This window comes from Flavobacterium flabelliforme, assembly GCF_017948675.1.
GTDB classification, from domain to species: domain Bacteria; phylum Bacteroidota; class Bacteroidia; order Flavobacteriales; family Flavobacteriaceae; genus Flavobacterium; species Flavobacterium pygoscelis.
Map to the genome: position 1 here is coordinate 401,685 of NZ_JAGFBU010000002.1, position 18,774 is coordinate 420,458.

The following is an 18,774-nucleotide window of genomic DNA, read 5'->3' on the forward strand; positions in this document are numbered from 1 at the left end:
TTTTTAGTTTGAATTAGCAATAGTTGCTATTTTATTAATAGCATATAAAGCAAAAAGTTGTTTTGTTGGCACCATCTTTTTAAGAAAAATAGTAGTGTCAATTTGGACAAAGTTTGGTTCATCAATTATAGTTTTTTGAATAATATTTCCTACTTCATCTACAAGACGAGTTGGTTCCAAAAAATCTCCAATGGACTTTTGTAATTCAAACATTTCTTGAAGTTTGTTAGCACTACCTATTTTTTCAGAAAACCCGTTATTTATGAGTTCTAAAAATTTAGCCCCGCCTTTAAATTTTAAAACAATAGACTCAAGTTTTTTAAAATATTCATCCTCTATATGCTGAATAGGAAATCCTTTTCCAGTGCCATATTGTATTGACGTTCTCCATTTTCCATCTGGTTTATTGTTTTTTTCAATATTGTAATTTGAAAGTGTAACTGTCAGATTTCCTTCTTTTACTGGTTGCCATCTACATCTAGCATTTTTGTTTTTTATTGGTGGATTGTCAAATGTTTTTCTGGAATAATTATTTAAATTTAATACACCTTTTAAATTAGGAATACCATCAGTAATTAATTTCAATTCCTGTTTAATACCTAGAGTACTTAATACTGTTGATGCAAACGCTCTACTTACAGAAGCACAAACCGCATTACCCACTAAACGCCATTTAGCATTTTCAGAGCCCACGAATTGATAGGTAATAGGAAACCCCATGATTATTGAAGCTTCTCTTACTGTTGGAAGTCTATATTCACCATCTCCAGTTCTGTTAATTTCTGATTTATAAATTATTGATTCTCTTGAATTGGCTATTTTAGTAGCTGTTATCGTTCTGCTTGGGTTATTTACATTTTCAGGGAATGACATTTTTCCCATAAATGGATGGTTTGTTTTCCAATGTTTGGAAAATCGCCATTCTGCTTCGTAAACACCTGTATCATAGAAATGATCTGTGATTTTATCTTGTTCAAGTTCTATAGGATATTGAATATCCTTAATTAGAACTTTACTCTTTTTTTCAAAAGGTGAGGGAAAGTTTCTCTTAATTAAACTAATAGAATTGTAAAGTGGTAAATTAAGTTGAGAATCTTTTTGTTGATGAGTTGGTTGAGGAATGATTAATTTTTTCTTTTTAATAATTTCACCTGAGATGACCCTTTTTCTTGATTGAATCGAACCGTAATCAGCTGAATTTATTACTGATGTATTTTCAAATAAATCAATTGCAATTTTTAATGGACTAATTCTGTATTTATTTGCCCATTCAGTTAATCCTAAATCTTTAAATGTATATTGAGTTTGTAAGTATCTTTTAGAGTTTACTACATTTTCCATAAACCAAGCTTTCAAAATGGAATTTGGTTGATGTTTCTTAACTGCCACTATTCTTAAAAATGTTTCTGTTAATTCAACTCCTAGAGATTTGTCTGCATTACCAGACTTATTAGAACTTGAAAAACTTACACAAGGTGGGCTACCGATTATTATGTCAGTGTCAGGAAGATTTTCTATTTCTTCAATTGATTTCTTGAAATCTAAAATATTTTTTACTTGACATTCTAAATTAAAATTATGGTTATATGTATCAATAGCAGGTTTCCAATGATCATAACCATGTTTAATTTCAAAACCCATTTGTTTGAAACCTTCGGAAAAACCTCCAGCACCACAAAAGAAATCTATGACTGTTAAATTATTCATTTTTAATTACTGTAATTTTATTAAAGCAAATTTTGTGCTTATTACATTTATAAATTATAAATAGTTTAGATTGATAATTTATATTTGAAATGATGATTATACTATTAACAGTTTATTTTTTATTATAAATAAACATATCTTTTCTTTTAGATATTGGACTAATTTTTAAGAAAAAATAATAATTATTTACAATAATACACAATCCTTTTGAAAGAAAAATACGTAAAGCCGTAAAAAACTAAATATTTTCAATATTACTTTTTCAATACTTAATTTTGTATTTGCATAAAGACCTTCTCAATTCTTTTTTATTTAAAGCGTCAATAACAAACTAAATCCTCATTTCACCACAATTTTGCGTTAGGGATTAAAGTGAAATCCTTTTGTTTTTGAGAAAAAAACAAAAGATTGTAGTGGAAAGCCCGACCTTTAGGGAACGCCCAAAAGAATTTAATCGCAATGTTCTGAGTTCTTGCGATTACTTCTTTTTAATCTTCCTCCAAATCATTGTAAATCCTTTTACGACTATAAAAGCGAGGATTCCGCCGATTAATCCGGCTAGAAATTCACCAATTATCGAAGGTAAGTTTTGTAGTAAATGATGTAGCGGTTCTATCTTGTGCATAAATATTCCTCCGGCTACTAGAATCAGCGCGATAGTTCCTATAAATGCCAATCCTTTGATAACCATAGGGAGTAAGCCAATTAGCATTTTCCCGATTTTTTTTCCGATTTTGGATTTTTTAGTAAGGAGTAGCATTCCGAAATCGTCCATGCGGACAATGGCTGCAACAATTCCGTAAACGCCTATCGTGGCTACTAATGCAACAAATGAAACTACAATAATTTGGGTAGTGATTGGTTTTCCGACCACGCTGCCTAAAGCAATGATTACAATTTCTATAGAGAGTATAAAGTCGGTTACTATGGCGGCTTTTACTTTTTGTTTTTCTAATACTAAGAGTTCTTCTGGCGTGAGATCAAAATCTTCAGTTGTAGTTTCTTCTTTTGGATGAGGTACAATGTATTCGTATATTTTTTCGGCACCTTCGTAAGCTAAATAGACAGCACCTAATAAAAGAACTACCGTAATTAACCAAGGTACAAAATAGCTTAGTAAAAAAGCGAGTGGTAGTATAATTAATTTGTTTAAAAGTGAGCCTTTGGTAATGGCCCATAAAACGGGAATTTCTCGGGAGGAAACAAAACCAGATGCTTTTTCGGCATTTACGGCTAAATCATCGCCTAATATTCCTGCCGTTTTTTTGGTGGCTATTTTACTCATCATTGCAACATCATCCATAATTGCTCCGATATCGTCTAGTAATGCAAAAAATCCTGTAGCCATAATTTATTTCTTATTTAGTTTTTCGTTAAAAAATTGTAATGTTCTTGTCCAAGAGAGTGTTGCGGCTGCTTCATCATATCGAGGTGTGGTGTTGTTGTGAAAACCGTGATTGACTTCGGGATAAATATAGGCTGTGTTTTCGACTTGGTTTTTATTGAGAATGGCTTGAAAAGCGGGCCAACCTTCATTTACGCGACTGTCTAAACCGGCGTAGTGTAGTAGGAGTGGTGTTTTGATATTTTGGGCTTCTTCTGCAGTGGGTTGTCCTCCATAATACGGAACAGCGGCACCTAATTCTGGGATTTTGACTGCCATCATATTCGCTACCCAACCACCAAAACAAAATCCAACAACACCTACTTGTCCGTTGCAGTTTTTATGGGATTTTAAATAGTGATAGGCCGCAATAAAATCTTCGAGCATTTCCTCACGAGAACGTTTTTTTTGTAATTCCCTTCCGTCATCATCATTCCCGGGATAACCACCCAAAGGCGATAGTGCATCAGGTGCGAGAGTGATGAATCCTTCAAGAGCTGCTCTACGACCTACATCTTCAATATATGGATTAAGTCCACGGTTTTCATGCACGACTATAATTCCTGGTAATTTGTTTTTTGTTTTTGATGATTGTGATAAAAGCCCTTTGATTGAACCACCGCCTTGTGGAGAATCATAAGTGATGAAAGCTGATTTCAATCGAGGATCTTCGGGTTTTATCAAAATAGATTCCAAGTAATTAGGCGTCATAAAACTGAGTAACGAAGGAAGTGTAAGCGTTCCTACAGCAAATAGTGATAGTTTTTCGACAAACTGTCTTCTTCCAATTTTATTGTGCGCGTAATCATCGTATAAATCGAATATTTCCTGACTGATCTCTTCTTTAGTGAGCTTTTTCATGCGGTATTTTTGAGACACCTAATGTAAGAAAAAAAGTTTTTTTTGAAGCAATCTCTCTTTTAATGTTGCAATTAAATTTCATGACTTAATTTGAAATAGTTAATAGCAATTTGGTTTTGGATAGTGTTTTTAGTTGAAATTAAAACTACAAATCGCAACTAATTAGAAATGAGTAATTTGTATTTTTTATTTGGTTTTGTTTAACCTTTTTCAAAAAAATAACACTTTTTTATAAAGTTTGAGGTGGAATGTGTCGTTTATAAATAAAAATTATTTTACATTTGTTTAATAAATATGAAGTAATGATAAACAATAATATAAAAAACGTGTTCAGTATTAAAGATCTTGAGAATCTTTCTGGTATCAAAGCCCATACCATACGTATTTGGGAGAAAAGATATGATATTTTGCAACCCATGCGTACTGATACTAACATTCGATTATATGATTTGGCGAGTTTACAAAAACTGCTAAACATTACCTTATTACACGATTATGGCTATAAAATTTCAAAAATAGCTACGTATCCACAAGATAAAATTCCTTCTTTGGTGCGAGAAATAATTTCTAACAAAACTGCCAAAAGCCATGCTATTAGTGAGCTGAAAATGGCAATGATGAATTTTGATCAAGAGCTTTTTTTTAATACTTATAACTGGCTGATTGCTGAAAAGTCATTCAAAGAAATTTTTCATCAAGTTTTCATTCCGCTGATGAATGAGTTGGGATTATTATGGCAATCAGATACGATTACTCCTGCTCACGAACATTTTATAAGTTATTTGATTAAACAAAAATTACTGATAAATACAGAAAAACTGCAGGTTTTAAAACCGACCAAATTAAATAAAGTGTTTGTTTTATCACTTCCAATGAATGAGATACATGAGTTGGGTTTGATGTATCTGAATTATGAAATTTTATTGCACGGGTATAAAAGTATTTTCTTAGGAGAAAGTATGCCAATAGACAATTTAAAAGACATGAAAAAGCATTTTGATTCTATTGTTTATGTGTCTTATCTGACGGTACAGCCAGAAAGAGATATTTTAGATTCCTATGTTCAAAAAATGTCAGAAGAATTAGTGGATGATACTACAGAATTGTGGTACATTGGGAGAATGGTAGAGTTTATAAATCGAGAGGGACTTTCGGATACTATTTCTATTTTTAATTCAATCGGTGATTTAGTAGAACAACTTTAACTTTTTTTTGTCTAATCTTTTTGTATATTTGCTAAACAAATGAAACAAACAATTTCTATTATAGGTTCGGGATTTTCAGCTATGGCAGCATCTTGCTATTTGGCTAAAAGCGGACATCAAGTTACCGTTTACGAAAAAAACAGTAGTATTGGCGGTAGAGCCAGACAGTTAAAAAGAGAAGGATTTACATTTGACATGGGGCCAAGTTGGTACTGGATGCCGGATGTATTCGATCGTTTTTTTGCTGATTTTGGAAAAAAAACAAACGATTACTATGAGTTAATAAAATTATCACCAGCCTACCGCGTGTATTACGGCATAGACGATTTTATTACTATTGCCGATAATTTAGAAGAAATTGTTGCCTCTTTTGAAGCGATTGAAAAGGGAAGCGGTACACAATTGAAAAAATTTATGGCTGAGGCCAAAAGTAATTATGATATTGCTATTAAGGAATTGGTGTATCGTCCAGGTGTTTCTCCATTAGAACTGATCACGCCAGAAACGGCTATGAAAGTAGGACAGTTTTTTAGTAACATTAGTAAAGATGTTCGCAAGAAATTCAAAAATAAAAGACTGATTCAAATTCTAGAATTTCCTGTTTTATTTCTTGGAGCAAAGCCATCAGACACGCCTTCTTTTTATAGTTTTATGAATTATGCCGATTTTGGTTTAGGAACTTGGCACCCAAAAACAGGAATGTTTGATGTAGTTCGCGCTATGGAAAGTTTAGCCACAGAATTGGGCGTTCAGTTTGTTACCAATGCCAGTATAGAAAAGATTATTGTAACGGATAAAATTGCCAAAGCAATCGTAGTAAATGGTGAAACTATTTATTCTGATTTGATTTTGAGTGGTGCCGATTACCATCATACCGAAACGCTTTTGGATCAAGAGCACCGTGCTTATTCAGAAAAATATTGGGACAGTCGCGTTTTTGCACCTTCGTCCTTATTATTTTACGTAGGATTCAACAAAAAAATAGAAAATATTTCGCATCATGCTTTGTTTTTTGATGTTGATTTTTACCAACATGCAAAGGATATTTATGATGAGCCACAATGGCCTGCGGAGCCCTTGTTTTATGCTAATTTTCCATCTGTTACCGATAAAACAGCTGCTCCTGAAGGAATGGAATCTGGTTTTTTTCTAGTGCCATTAGCACCCGGAATTAATGATACAGAAGCACTTAGAGAAGAATATTTTGATAAAATAATAGATCGTTTTGAGACTTTAACCAAGCAAAGTGTAAAAAATAGTATTATATTTAAGGAGTCGTTTTGCAAAAATGATTTTGTATCTGAATACAATTCTTATAAGGGAAATGCTTACGGCATGGCAAATACGCTATTACAAACTGCATTTTTAAGGCCTAAACTGAAGAGTAAAAAAGTAAAAAACTTATATTTCACTGGACAATTAACAGTTCCAGGACCAGGAGTTCCACCTGCATTAATTTCTGGAAAATTAGTGTCGGAATTAATTAATAAACAATTTTCAGAGCAATAATATGAAGCAATTATTTGATGATGTATCTTTTAAGTGTAGTAAGCTAGTTACTAAAAACTATAGCACTTCTTTTTCTTTGGCGGTTTATATGTTATCGCCAAGCATTAGAGACGCCATCTATAGCATCTATGGATTTGTTCGTTTTGCGGATGAAATCGTAGATAGTTTTCATGGTTTTGATAAGGAAGATCTTATTACTGAATTTGAAGAGGACTACTACAAAGCTTTTGATAGAGGAATCAGTTTAAATCCCATATTAAATTCTTTTCAGCAAACGGTCAAAGAATATAATATCACTGACGATTTGATACAAGCGTTTTTACGAAGTATGAAATTAGATTTGATAAAATCGGATTATCATAGTAAAGAAGAATACGATGCCTACATTTATGGATCGGCAGATGTGGTGGGTCTAATGTGTCTAAAGGTATTTGTTTCTGGAGATAACGAGCGTTACAATCTGTTAAAAGACGAAGCCATGAGACTCGGATCTGCCTTCCAAAAAGTGAATTTTCTTCGTGACTTAAAGGATGATAATTTGGTTTTAAACCGAAATTATTTTCCTGGCGTAGATTTAAATTCATTTGATGAGAATGCTAAAACGGCTATCATCAACGAAATAAATGAGGATTTTAGAGTCGCTTATGAAGGTATTATCAAACTTCCGCTAGAAGCTAAGTTTGGTGTTTATACTGCTTTTGTTTACTACAAAAAACTGCTAAAAAAGCTAGAAAATACGCCTTATCAAGAGATAGGAAATGCAAGAATTCGGGTTTCAAATTATACAAAAGCAGGATTATTAGCCAAGTCTTTCGTGTCTTATAAATTAAATTTAGTTCAATAAAAGACTTGTTATTAAAGGAATTTTTAAATTAAACAGCGCATAAAAATGATATTTTTTTTGATATTTTTCGGTACTTTTCTACTAATGGAATGTGTTACTTGGCTTACCCATAAATACGTAATGCACGGGTCTATGTGGTATTTCCACGCCGATCACCACCAACCTAAATACGCAAATGTTTTCGAACGTAATGATATTTTCTTTGTCATATTTGCCATTCCTAGCATCGTACTTTTTTATTATGGGGTAGAAGGTGGCTTAAACTACTTATTTTTCATCGGCTTGGGAATCATGTTTTATGGAATGTGTTATTTCATGATCCATGATGTATTGATTCACCAACGTTTTAAATGGTTCAAGCACACCAATAATAAATATTTAATTGGACTTAGAAAAGCCCACAAAGTACACCACAAACACCTTGGCAAAGAGCACGGAGAATGTTTCGGAATGCTTTTCGTTCCTTTCAAGTACTATAAAATCTAAACGGTTTTTGAGCTAGTCATTTTAGTATAAATTACAGTTTGCGACTTAATTTGCGCAATTTGTGTTTAAATTATATAGCAAGTTTCGATTTGCAATACTATAAATTTTTATCAAGGCGTGACCCCGCTTTAACTCCTCGAAAAATCGGGAGTTAAGCGAGGTCGGGCTATCCGTTCCCGCTTTTTTATACCTGGCAAAAAGCCAGTTATAAAAAGAGCTCCACTACTATCCCTCACGCAAATCGCGTATTTCATCAATATTTTTCTTAAAAATCAATCATGAAAATATACAAACAAGAAACCGTTCAGAATGTAAATGCAAGTCTTGAAGAATGTTGGTCTTTTTTTTCAAGCCCTAAAAATCTTCAAAAAATAACACCAAAAGAAATGGGTTTTCAAATCACCGATTTTGATGATAAAAACATGTATCCAGGTCAAATAATACAGTATAAAGTAACGCCACTTTTAGGGATTTCTTTATCTTGGATGACTGAAATTACGCAGGTCAAAGACCATAGTTACTTTATCGACGAACAGCGTTTTGGTCCCTACAGTTTTTGGCACCACAAACATTTTTTTGAAGCTACACCAACAGGAACTAAAATGACTGATGTGGTACATTACGGATTGCCTCTCGGTTTTTTGGGTAGAATCATGAATACTTTAGTAGTACAAAACAAATTGAAATCTATATTTGAGCACCGTCGTGTAGTCATTGACAAAATGTTTAATTCGAAATAATGAGCAAGCAACCCGTTTCTTTTTTTTGGTTCCGACGTGATTTGCGATTGGAAGATAATGTAGGATTATTTCAGGCGTTACAGTCTAAATATCCTGTAATTTCGCTCTTTATTTTTGATGATGCTATTCTGGATAGTCTGCCAAATAATGATCCAAGAGTTGGATTTATACACGAAAATCTTTCTAAAATTAATGCGCAATTACTAGAACAAGGAAGTTCCATTTTAATAAAAAAAGGAAAGACTTTTGAAGTTTGGGAAGCTCTTTTAAAAGAATTTGATGTCAAAGAAGTTTTCTTTAATAAAGATTATGAACCGTATGCCATTCAAAGAGATACTGCTATTTGCGAACTTTTAGAAAAAAACAATACTATTGCTTATTCCTTTAAAGACCAAGTTATTTTTGAAGAAAAAGAAATCACAAAAGCCGATGGTTTACCTTATACCGTTTATACTCCGTTTAAAAATAAATGGTTAGAAAAATACAAAACTTTAGCTCCTGTTCCTGAATATGACTGTGTTGCTTCGTTTTCTAATTTATATAAAAGTACTTTTATTTTCCCCACTTTAGAACAAATAGGTTTTCAAGAAAGTACGATAAAAGTAAAGGATCATAATCTCAAATTTATTACCAATTACCAAGATATAAGAGACTTTCCCGCTTTAGATCAAAACTCTTATTTATCTCCACATTTGCGTTTTGGAACCGTAAGCATCCGAAAATTAGTGAACTGGGCTTTTCATAAAAACGATGTTTTTTTGAGTGAATTAATCTGGAGAGAGTTTTTTATGCAAATTCTTTTTAGTTTTCCAAAAGTTGTGACTCAAAACTTCAAAGCGGCTTATGACGGAATTCAGTGGCGCAACAATGAGGAAGATTTCAAACGTTGGTGCAACGGAACTACTGGATATCCTATGGTCGATGCAGGAATGCGTCAACTTAATGAAACAGGCTATATGCACAACAGAGTACGTATGGTGGTGGCGAGCTTTTTATGCAAGCATTTATTGATTCAGTGGCAATGGGGCGAAGCGTATTTTGCTGAAAAACTATTAGATTACGAAATGTCTGCTAACGTAGGAAATTGGCAATGGGCGGCGGGAACAGGTTGCGATGCGGCTCCTTACTTTCGTGTTTTTAATCCTGAAATTCAACAAAAGAAATTTGACGAAAAAGGAATGTATGTTCGTAAATGGATCAAAGAATTCCAATTAGGATACGGAAAACCAATGGTAGAGCACGCTATGGCGAGAGATCGTGCGATTGCCACTTATAAGGCTGGAATTGTAAAGTAGTATTTTTTACTTCAATTATTTTTATCATATAAGTCATTTAAGTTTTTTTACATAATGAGTTAGTTTGTGAAGCAGGATTTAAGAATTATAAGTTTTTTTAAACACGGATTTAAAAGATTACCGCAGATTTTAATGTATTCTTTGGATTAAATAATTCGTAGTTCAAGAAATGATATATTAAGAATATACTACTTCTCAACTTCAATCTATATTTTTTTCCAAATTAGAGTTAATTAAAATCATCTCTAACGCTCGAGCCTCAAAACTTTTTTAAAAACTTAATTGAACTTTCTTTTTTGGGTGGTAAAAAATCACATTTATGCTTATTTGTCTTATATGTTTAATAAATTTTGGCAGATAATTTACCTTTCAATATAATTACTAAATGGGTTTAAGTTTACCACGTAAATAAACCCAATCTTGTTCATTGAATTAATTACTTGATTAACTTCTCTAGCATTCCCTTAAAAATAAACCCATGGAAAGGTAACACAGAATACCAATACACTTTTCCCCAAAAACCTCTAGGTCTAAAAGTCGCTGCTTGGTATAAGGTATTGTGAATAATCTTAAATTCTAGCCAAGCTTCGCCAGGCAGTTTCATTTCTGCAAAAAGAATTAATTTGCCTTCTTCTTTATTGGCATATAATACACGCCAAAAATCTAAAGCATCACCAGAATGAATATCGTGTCGGTTTGTTCTTCCTCTTCTTGAACCAACGCCACCATATAATTTATCTATAAATCCTCTTAAATCCCACAACCAGTCGCCATAATACCAACCCGTATCTCCACCAATAGACCAAATTTGGTTAATGGTGAAATTGCGATCTATAATTTCCATTTTGCGACGGTCTATGAAACAGTCTTTTTTAGGAACTTTTAAATATTCCGACATATTACTCGTGAAACGACCACTTACTAAGGAATCTTTCCAACTCGATGCTACTTTATCTTCATCTACTTTTATCAAAGCACGAGATAGCGCTTGTTTGTACGACATTGGAGTCACCTCCAGTAATTCATTAATTCGGGTATCGCTACAAACTACTTCTACTTTCATACTGCTAACTAATGCGGAAGCCAATCTATAGGAAGTTGAGGTCACAAAATACAGCCAATAGGAAGATAATTTGGGTGTCATTATCGGAACGGTAACAATCCAACGTTTTAGGTTTTTTGCTTCGGCAAAACCAAGCAACATTTCTTTATAAGTCAAAATATCGGGACCACCAATATCAAAACTTTTATTGTAAGTCGCTGGATTAAATAATGATTTAGATAAAAACTGGAGAACATCTGTAATTGCAATAGGTTGGCATCTTGTGTTTAGCCATTTTGGTGTAACCATTACAGGCAGTTTGTTCACTAAATCCCGAATGATTTCAAACGAAGCACTTCCTGAACCAACAATGATTCCCGCTCTCAATGTAGTGGTGTCAAATATACCTGAATTTAGTATTTCCTCTACTTTTTTTCTAGAAGATAAATGTTTGGATAATGAGGTATCATTCACAATACCACTCAAGTAAATAACCTGTTTAGCGTTAGTTTCATTCAGTCGGTTTACAAAATTTAACGCAGATTGACTCTCTAACTCATCAAAATTGGAGGCAGAGCCAGACATCGAATGAATCAAATAATACGCTGCATCAATATTATCTGGGATGTTGGTTAATGTTTCATGATTTAAAAAATCGACTTCGACAACGCTAACTTTATCTTTAAACTCAATAGGAAAATAGAATCTATTTTTATCTCTTACACAACAGATTATATCGTGTCCTTGGGCTACCAATAGTGGTAAAAGTCGCTTTCCGATATAACCTGTTGCGCCTGTTAAGAGAATTTTCATAGTAATTTTATTTTCAATATTGTAAAGCGATTTTTCGATTCTATAAATTACAAATTATCAGTGAGATATGCTTTGAATCTTTTAAACAAGCAAAAAAAGAGTAATGTTGTGCTACTAAATTAGCTTAATTTATTGGAAATCAAATTTATAAATTCTTTTCTAGTTTTGTTTTTTTCAAACGCACCTGTAAAAGAAGAAGTGGTAGTAACCGAATTTTGTTTCTGAATGCCACGCATTTGCATACACATATGTTGTGCTTCGATGACAACAGCTACTCCAAGAGGATCTAGTGCTTCCTGAATACAATTTTTAATCTGGTCTGTCAATCTTTCTTGTACCTGCATTCTTCTTGCAAACGCATCGACTACTCTTGGTATTTTGCTCAAGCCAACAATTTTACCATTCGGGATGTATGCAACGTGCGCTTTCCCAAAAAAGGGTAACATGTGGTGTTCACACATCGAATATACCTCAATATCTTTAACGATAATCATTTGACGGTGATCTTCTGTGAACATCGCTGATTTTAAAATTTCTAAAGGATCTAAACCATAACCATGTGTAAGATATTGCATTGCTTTGGCGACTCTTTCTGGTGTTTTTTCTAGACCTTCTCTATTTACATCTTCTCCAAGCGTACCAATTACAGTTTTATAATTGCTGGCCAATGCTTCTGTTACTTCAGTATCGTATTGCTCTATTTTTTCGTAGCTTTTCATTTCTTTAATCATGGTTTTATTTTTTATTTTTAATGTGGTTTATTTAGATTTTGAAGGTTACAATTCCGTAATCCATTTCAAATACTTGTCCTGAAATTGATTTTGCATTTTCTGAAATAAGAAAATTTGCCATATTAGCTACTTCTTCGGGTTTTAAATACCCTTTCATCGGATGGCGTTCTACCATATTTTCTTTCATGCGATCGTTTCTCAGAATTCCTGCAGCAAGAGAAGTTTCTGTGATTGTTGGTGCAATGGCATTGATGCGAACCACCGAAGCTAATTCTGCTCCTAATGACTTTACCAATCCTTCTACACCCGCTTTTGCAGTAGCAATACTGGCATGAAAAGGCATTCCTAATTTGGCCGCTACGGTGCTGAATAAAACAATAGACGGATTATTTCCTTTTTTTAAAACAGGTAAATATTTCTGAATCGTCTTTACCGCTCCAATGACATTAATTTCGAAGTCCGTTCTGAAATCATCAATACTTAGACTTCCTATTGGTTTTAAATTAATAGAACCAGGACAATAAATCAAAGTGTCTATGTTTTCAATCTCCGGAAGTGTGTCTTTCAAAACATCTAAAGAGAAGTGTTTTAAATTAGGATGTGTTATTTCTGGCGCATTTCTACTGATGTTAAACACTTTATTGCTTTCTAATTGTTGCAACAAAATGGCACTTCCAATTCCTTTGCTTCCGCCAATGATTACTATGTTTTTCATCTTTATTAAAATAGTTATTATAAATATAATTTGGTTTTATTAGTAGTTTCCAGAAGTTTAGCGCTTAGCAATCTTATTGTTATTAATTTGTCTTTGCATACTACACTTAAAACGTCCTTCTCTAAAATCTCTTAATTTTTCATGTTTTGTTTTACGTCCTTGAACGCGTTCGCGCCACATTCTAAAACTCGATGGTTTCATTTCCGTACGCATCAAATCGATTACTTCTTGCTCTTTTAAACCAAATTGTAGCAAAATAGCATCAAATGTGGTTCGGTCTTCCCAAGCCATTTCTATAACTCGGTCTTTTTCTAAATCAGTTAGTTGTTTCTTTTCTGTCACAATTTCCTTTTTTTATTTAAAATGTATTTTTATATCTCTGTAAAATCTATTCGCTATCTCCAATATCAGCCATGGTATGTAATTTTAATATGCGCAAACCTTCTTCTTTTACTAATGGATTTTTTTTCATACTCCATAAAAAATCACTTGCATATTTTCTAGTTCTTTCCATATTTACGATCGGTTTTGGATAATTTATACCTATTTCAAAATCATTAAATTTTTGATCTAAATAAGTCATTTTATAGGGTTCGTGTACAAATGCTCTAGGCAAGTTTTGTAATTCAGGAACCCATTTTTTTATAAATTCTCCTTCGGGATCGTGTTCGTAACTGTTTTTTATTGGATTGTATATACGTAACATATTAATTCCGGTTTCTCCTGCCTGCATTTGCAATTGCGGAAAATGAATTCCCGGTTCAAAATCCAAAAACATTTGTGATAAATGCGAAGTAGCTTCTTGCCAAGGTTGCCATAAATTATGGGTAAAAAAGGACACTAACATCGCTCGCATTCTAAAGTTCAAATAGCCCGTTTCATTTAAACATCGCATCGAAGCATCGATCAACGGAAATCCAGTTTGCCCTTTTTGCCAAGCTTCAATGTAATTTTCGTTGGGTTTCTTTTTTAGAGAATGAAAACCTTTGTTAACACTTTCAAATTCCATGATTTCTTCCATTTCAAATTTCTGAATGAAATGGGCTTGCCAAGTCAATCTAGATACAAAGGAATCGATCTGTTTTTTATCACTACAAGTCAATCGGAAAGTAGCTGCTTTTTGTAAAACTTGTCTAGTAGATACATTTCCCCAAGCAATATAAGGAGACAATCTGCTACAACTTTTTCTGGCTAATAAAGGTTTAGATATATGATAACTATATTGATGATAGCGTTCATCAAGAAAAGTTTTTAAATATTTTCCAGCCATGGTTGAACCGCCTTTTTGAAAAATAGTATCCGGAATCGTTTCCAGATCACTTTTATCTAACATTTTTTCCAATTCAGAAATTTCACTGTTGTTTACAAATTGTTCCTCTTTTGGATTAAAAACAAAAACCGGTTCGTTCATGTAATTTTCCCAACTCGTTACCCAATTAGTTCTGTTTTTTAACGCTCTAAAAATGCCATTGTTAATATTCTCTATCCAACTAATTTGGTTGTTTTTGCAAAATCTTTTGAAGGTTTTATCTCTTTCATACGTAATTTTCAAACCTGTTTCTTGATGCGAATAAACAGTTTCAATACGATATACTTCTTCAATAATATTAAATACTTGAATAACTTCTGAGGAAACACACAAAACTCTAGTGTTGTAATTTTCCAATTGTTTGTTCATGTCAACTAACGATTGCTTGATGAAATTCCAATGTCTTTCACTATAATGTGCATCGTTTTCTAAAGACTTTTCGAATACATAAAGTAATAAAGTAGGCGTTGCTGATTTTGTTGCATTGTAGATTGCCTCGTTGTCTTGTAAACGAAGGTCTCTTTTAAACCAAACTACATTTATACTTTTCTTATTCGTGTTCATGTCTCTTTAAAATAATTGTTGTTGCAACCATAATTTCCTAAACTTAGATTCTCCGTCATAATTTGAAGCTTGTAAAGGAATATTGAATTTTCGATCTCTAGGATCGTTACCCACACCAGCAACATACATCCAATTTCCATAATTGCTGTGTACATCATAATCAATTAGCATCGATTCAAAATAAGCCGCTCCGATGCGCCAATCTAAATGTAAATTCTTAGCAAAATAAGATCCTACATTTTGCCTTCCTCTATTGCTCATCCATCCCGTTTGTTGCAGCTCGATCATATTGGCATTTACAAAAGGTTCTGCTGTTGTACCGTTTATCCAACTTTTAATTTGATTTTGATTCGATTTCCATTCGTAATCTTTGTCTAAAATACCTCCTATTTTAAAAATGGAACTGCCATTTTTTAACGAAATATATTTAAAATAATCCCTCCAAATCAATTCGAAAACTAACCAATAAGTCGAATCATTTTTTTGGACTTGTTGTTCATAATTAATAATTTCCCAATAAATCGTTTTTGCCGAAATACTACCATTGGCTAACCAAGGTGAAAATTTAGAGCTAAAATCTGTTCCTATTAATCCGTTGCGAGTCAATTTGTAAACGCCCAATTTATTCGTTTCCCAAAAATAATGTTCTATCCTTTTTAAGGCTTCATTTTCGCCACCCTTAAAAGGAAAAGCCGTTCTAGAATCGATATCAAAAGCAGTAAAGCCTAAATCTTTAAGAGTCGGAATCTGAGTTTTATTTGCTTCTAAATTTTCTTTTGGCATGGCTTGAACTACAAATTCAGTTCTAACCTTACTGTATTTTTCGCACTTCGTTCGGAATTGTGTAAAAACGTTTGGTATAAACTCGATCTCAAAAGGAACGTCTTCTGGATGGTATAAAAACTGGTTAAACGTTGGTTTAAATTCTATTGAAATAGGAACTTTTAACTTTACGTTTTCCAAAACTGCTGTTTCTTCAGTTGTCCATTCTTGTTGAAAATAAATAGTTTGAATTTCATTTTCAATTACCATTTCCGCAATACAATCTTCCGGATTTTGATGATAAACCAAAAGTGGAATATTTAGTTTTTCTAGATTTTGTTTTAATTCGGTTACTGTTTCAATTAAAAATTGAGCTCTGTATTTTTCTGTTTTTTTAAATCCGAATTTGGTGGTTTTAAAATGGCGAGGATCAAAACAATATATACCAATTACATTTTCATTTTCCGCTATTGCCTTGGCCAATGATTCATTATCATTGACTCTCAAATCATTTCTAAACCAAACTAACCCTTTTTGTTTCTTTTGCATTTTTCACTACAATATTTGACTTCGTCCCAAACTTTTTCCCACTTTTTCCGCCAAGTAAATGGTCGGTTGCAAACCAAACACATTTTAGAGGGCAGATTTTCCTTTTTCACTATCTGTATTTTTCAAACTCATTTACCACAATCTTGGCTTTCAAGTCAAAAAGCAAATTGTATAACCCAAAGAAAGTTCGGTTCATGTAAATAAAATGTTTCGAACCTCTATTACCATTCATTTTTCTCAAATTGGTGTCCTTAGAAAAACGCTCTCCTAATTGAGCAATACTTTCAAAAAAACTTTCGTCTGAAAAATCAAAATTTTCTTCTTGAAAAGGCTTCGTAAACAAAGACAATAAATCGTAGAACATTTCGGTGAAATAAGCAATTTCTTCTTTAGAATCATCGGTTCTCAAAATCTCCAATTCAAATAATTTTGTGTTGAATAATTCTGCATTATTGATTACTTTTTTGTCGATTAATTCAAAATAAGGAATGTAAAAATCGGTTGGAATTGTTTTCATACAACCAAAATCCAATGCAACTAATTCGTTTTTATCATTTACTAAGAAATTTCCAGGATGCGGATCGGCATGTACTTTTTTCAAAATATGAATTTGGTACATATAAAAATCCCATAAGGCTTGCCCCAATTTGTCAGACACTTCTTGATTGGTGTTTTTCTTGGTGAATTCAGAAAGGTGAAGGCCTGTCATCCAATCCATGGTAATGATTTTCTCCGATGAAAATTCAGGATAGTATTCTGGAAAAACAAGGTTTTTTATTTTTTTGCAAGCAGCAACCACTTCTTGACTTTGCTCTAATTCCAGTAAATAATTGGTTTCTTCAATTAATTTATCCTCAACTTCTTTGAAATACTTATCAGAATCCTTTCCTTGTAAATTAAACATTCTAATTGCGATAGGTTTTACCATCGCTAAATCAGACGATATGCTGTTAGCCACACCAGGATATTGAATTTTCACCGCTAATTTTTTACCATTTTTTGTTGCTACATGCACTTGACCAATACTGGCTGCATTTACCGATGTGGCATTAAATTCATCAAAAATCTCGTAAGGAGTTTTTCCAAAATTATTTTTGAAGGTTTTTAATACGAGCGGAGCAGAAAGTGGTGGTACAGAAAATTGCGAAAGCGAAAATTTTTCTACGTAAGCTTGCGGCAAGAAACTTTTGTCCATACTTAGCATCTGTGCCACTTTTAGCGCACTTCCTTTTAGGCTTTTTAAACCATCATAAATGTCCTCAGCATTGTCCTCGTTGAGTTTGTCTCTAGTCAAATCAGAATTGACCATTTTCTCACCGTAATATTTCAAGTAATTTACGCCCACTTTTGCACCAGTTTGCACCAGTTTTGTAGCTCTTTCAATTTTTGACGTTGGTATGTAGTCTATCGTTTTCATTATTTGTTGTATATTTTTTCTTTGAAAATAAATTTTCCAAAGTCGATTAAGCTATCTATAGGAGTAATATTCATTAGTTCAAAAGTCGCTTTGACTGATTTTTCAATATAGATGTCTGTTTTTTCAAAAGAAGGGGAAGCATCTTCTATCCAGAATTTTAGGGCTAATAAAAGCTGAATCCAGGAAGCTTCTTGAAATGCTTTCTCTTGAAAGTTTTGTAGTTTTTCTTGTTGTGTTCTAAAATCATCAGTAATGATTTCTGTTAAATAATTTTTAAAACTATTTCTTAATCCAGAAAGCTGCATCAGTTTTTTTAGTTGATCGCCTTGATTTTTTAGAACGAGAACGACATAACTTCTGTTAGCGGTTAATATTTCGAAGAATGTAAAGTAAAAGCTTAGCATTTTGCTTTTCATATCATAGTTTTCGTAATCTGCATTTTTAGAAAGTAACTCCACTGTTTTTTCAACAAACATTTTGAAGATTTCTTTTTCGATACTTTCTATTGTACCAAAAAAAGCGTAAAACTCTGTTTCTGTAAAATCATTCATTTTTGTAAAATGATAAACTGATTTTGGTTTTTCGCTATGCTCTAATACATAATCCATGTACATTGAAACTATTTTGTCTTTTGTAAGTATTGTTTTTTTAGTAGCCATATTTTTTGTGTTTCAAATTAAAGTATAAAGGTAATAAATGTTTAACTATATTTTAATAAAGTTAAACAAAATTTAATATAATTTTATAGTATTAAAAATCAGACGCTATATATTGGTATAAAATGGGCATAACATCCTATTTATTTTGTTCAGAAATGAAGTGTTGTGAATTAGTAAAAGCC

General features: G+C 32.7%; 18 protein-coding genes. 6 read left to right on the forward strand and 12 right to left on the reverse strand.

Features of this window, described 5'->3' with window-relative positions; genetic code table 11:
- Positions 1-3 precede the first annotated feature (3 nt).
- From J3S90_RS08110 to J3S90_RS08120, 3 genes are all read right to left on the reverse strand, one after another.
- Positions 4-1,707, reverse strand: a complete 1,704-nt coding sequence (locus J3S90_RS08110; RefSeq protein WP_210645763.1) for a DNA cytosine methyltransferase — start codon at positions 1,705-1,707, stop codon at positions 4-6.
- 478 nt (positions 1,708-2,185) lie between these two features.
- The gene (locus tag J3S90_RS08115; RefSeq protein WP_210645764.1) at positions 2,186-3,055 is read right to left on the reverse strand and encodes a DUF808 family protein; all 870 of its coding nucleotides are present in this window, start codon (positions 3,053-3,055) and stop codon (positions 2,186-2,188) included.
- 3 nt (positions 3,056-3,058) lie between these two features.
- Positions 3,059-3,952 (reverse strand): dienelactone hydrolase family protein, encoded by an 894-nt coding sequence (locus J3S90_RS08120; protein ID WP_210645765.1) that lies wholly within the window; start codon positions 3,950-3,952, stop codon positions 3,059-3,061.
- Positions 3,953-4,254: 302 nt separating this feature from the next.
- Between J3S90_RS08120 and J3S90_RS08125 the strand changes: the two genes are divergently transcribed.
- The 6 genes from J3S90_RS08125 (at position 4,255) to J3S90_RS08150 (ending at position 10,031) form a co-directional block, all read left to right on the forward strand.
- Positions 4,255-5,157: a MerR family transcriptional regulator gene (locus tag J3S90_RS08125; RefSeq protein WP_188051157.1), complete on the forward strand. Its 903-nt coding sequence runs from the start codon at positions 4,255-4,257 to the stop codon at positions 5,155-5,157.
- A gap of 39 nt (positions 5,158-5,196) precedes the next feature.
- Positions 5,197-6,666 (forward strand): phytoene desaturase family protein, encoded by a 1,470-nt coding sequence (locus J3S90_RS08130; protein ID WP_210645766.1) that lies wholly within the window; start codon positions 5,197-5,199, stop codon positions 6,664-6,666.
- A 1-nt stretch (position 6,667) separates the two neighbouring features.
- Positions 6,668-7,510 carry a phytoene/squalene synthase family protein gene (locus J3S90_RS08135; protein WP_210645767.1) on the forward strand — a complete coding sequence of 281 codons (843 nt, stop codon included), beginning with the start codon at positions 6,668-6,670 and terminating at the stop codon, positions 7,508-7,510.
- Between the two features lie 45 nt (positions 7,511-7,555).
- Positions 7,556-7,996, forward strand: coding sequence for a sterol desaturase family protein (locus J3S90_RS08140; RefSeq protein ID WP_210645768.1), 441 nt, complete (start codon positions 7,556-7,558; stop codon positions 7,994-7,996).
- Between the two features lie 278 nt (positions 7,997-8,274).
- Positions 8,275-8,736: an SRPBCC family protein gene (locus tag J3S90_RS08145; protein WP_210645769.1), complete on the forward strand. Its 462-nt coding sequence runs from the start codon at positions 8,275-8,277 to the stop codon at positions 8,734-8,736.
- Positions 8,736-10,031, forward strand: a complete 1,296-nt coding sequence (locus tag J3S90_RS08150) for a cryptochrome/photolyase family protein (protein WP_210645770.1) — start codon at positions 8,736-8,738, stop codon at positions 10,029-10,031. Before J3S90_RS08145 ends, J3S90_RS08150 begins: the two co-directional genes overlap by 1 nt.
- A gap of 436 nt (positions 10,032-10,467) precedes the next feature.
- Here J3S90_RS08150 and J3S90_RS08155 read toward each other — a convergent pair whose 3' ends face one another.
- The 9 genes from J3S90_RS08155 to J3S90_RS08195 all read right to left on the reverse strand — a co-directional run bounded on the left by J3S90_RS08155 (position 10,468) and on the right by J3S90_RS08195 (position 18,592).
- Positions 10,468-11,886 (reverse strand): SDR family oxidoreductase, encoded by a 1,419-nt coding sequence (locus tag J3S90_RS08155; RefSeq protein WP_210645771.1) that lies wholly within the window; start codon positions 11,884-11,886, stop codon positions 10,468-10,470.
- A 119-nt stretch (positions 11,887-12,005) separates the two neighbouring features.
- On the reverse strand, positions 12,006-12,617 hold the full coding sequence (gene folE / locus J3S90_RS08160; protein WP_236023911.1) for a GTP cyclohydrolase I FolE: 612 nt from the start codon (positions 12,615-12,617) through the stop codon (positions 12,006-12,008).
- 31 nt (positions 12,618-12,648) lie between these two features.
- Positions 12,649-13,332 carry an SDR family NAD(P)-dependent oxidoreductase gene (locus tag J3S90_RS08165; RefSeq protein ID WP_188051164.1) on the reverse strand — a complete coding sequence of 228 codons (684 nt, stop codon included), beginning with the start codon at positions 13,330-13,332 and terminating at the stop codon, positions 12,649-12,651.
- A 57-nt stretch (positions 13,333-13,389) separates the two neighbouring features.
- Entirely contained in the window at positions 13,390-13,674 is a 285-nt protein-coding gene (locus J3S90_RS08170; RefSeq protein ID WP_210645772.1) for a TIGR03643 family protein, read from the reverse strand.
- Between the two features lie 46 nt (positions 13,675-13,720).
- Positions 13,721-15,205 carry a cryptochrome/deoxyribodipyrimidine photo-lyase family protein gene (locus tag J3S90_RS08175; protein WP_210645773.1) on the reverse strand — a complete coding sequence of 495 codons (1,485 nt, stop codon included), beginning with the start codon at positions 15,203-15,205 and terminating at the stop codon, positions 13,721-13,723.
- A 6-nt stretch (positions 15,206-15,211) separates the two neighbouring features.
- Complete coding sequence (locus J3S90_RS08180) at positions 15,212-16,516, reverse strand: DASH family cryptochrome (protein ID WP_210645774.1); 1,305 nt, start codon at positions 16,514-16,516, stop codon at positions 15,212-15,214.
- On the reverse strand, positions 16,492-16,626 hold the full coding sequence (locus J3S90_RS08185) for a DUF2256 domain-containing protein (protein ID WP_188051168.1): 135 nt from the start codon (positions 16,624-16,626) through the stop codon (positions 16,492-16,494). Before J3S90_RS08185 ends, J3S90_RS08180 begins: the two co-directional genes overlap by 25 nt.
- Positions 16,626-17,933, reverse strand: a complete 1,308-nt coding sequence (locus J3S90_RS08190; RefSeq protein WP_210645775.1) for an ABC1 kinase family protein — start codon at positions 17,931-17,933, stop codon at positions 16,626-16,628. The genes J3S90_RS08185 and J3S90_RS08190 overlap by 1 nt, the downstream gene beginning before the upstream one ends.
- Positions 17,933-18,592 carry a TetR family transcriptional regulator C-terminal domain-containing protein gene (locus J3S90_RS08195; protein ID WP_188051170.1) on the reverse strand — a complete coding sequence of 220 codons (660 nt, stop codon included), beginning with the start codon at positions 18,590-18,592 and terminating at the stop codon, positions 17,933-17,935. Before J3S90_RS08195 ends, J3S90_RS08190 begins: the two co-directional genes overlap by 1 nt.
- Positions 18,593-18,774 lie beyond the last annotated feature (182 nt).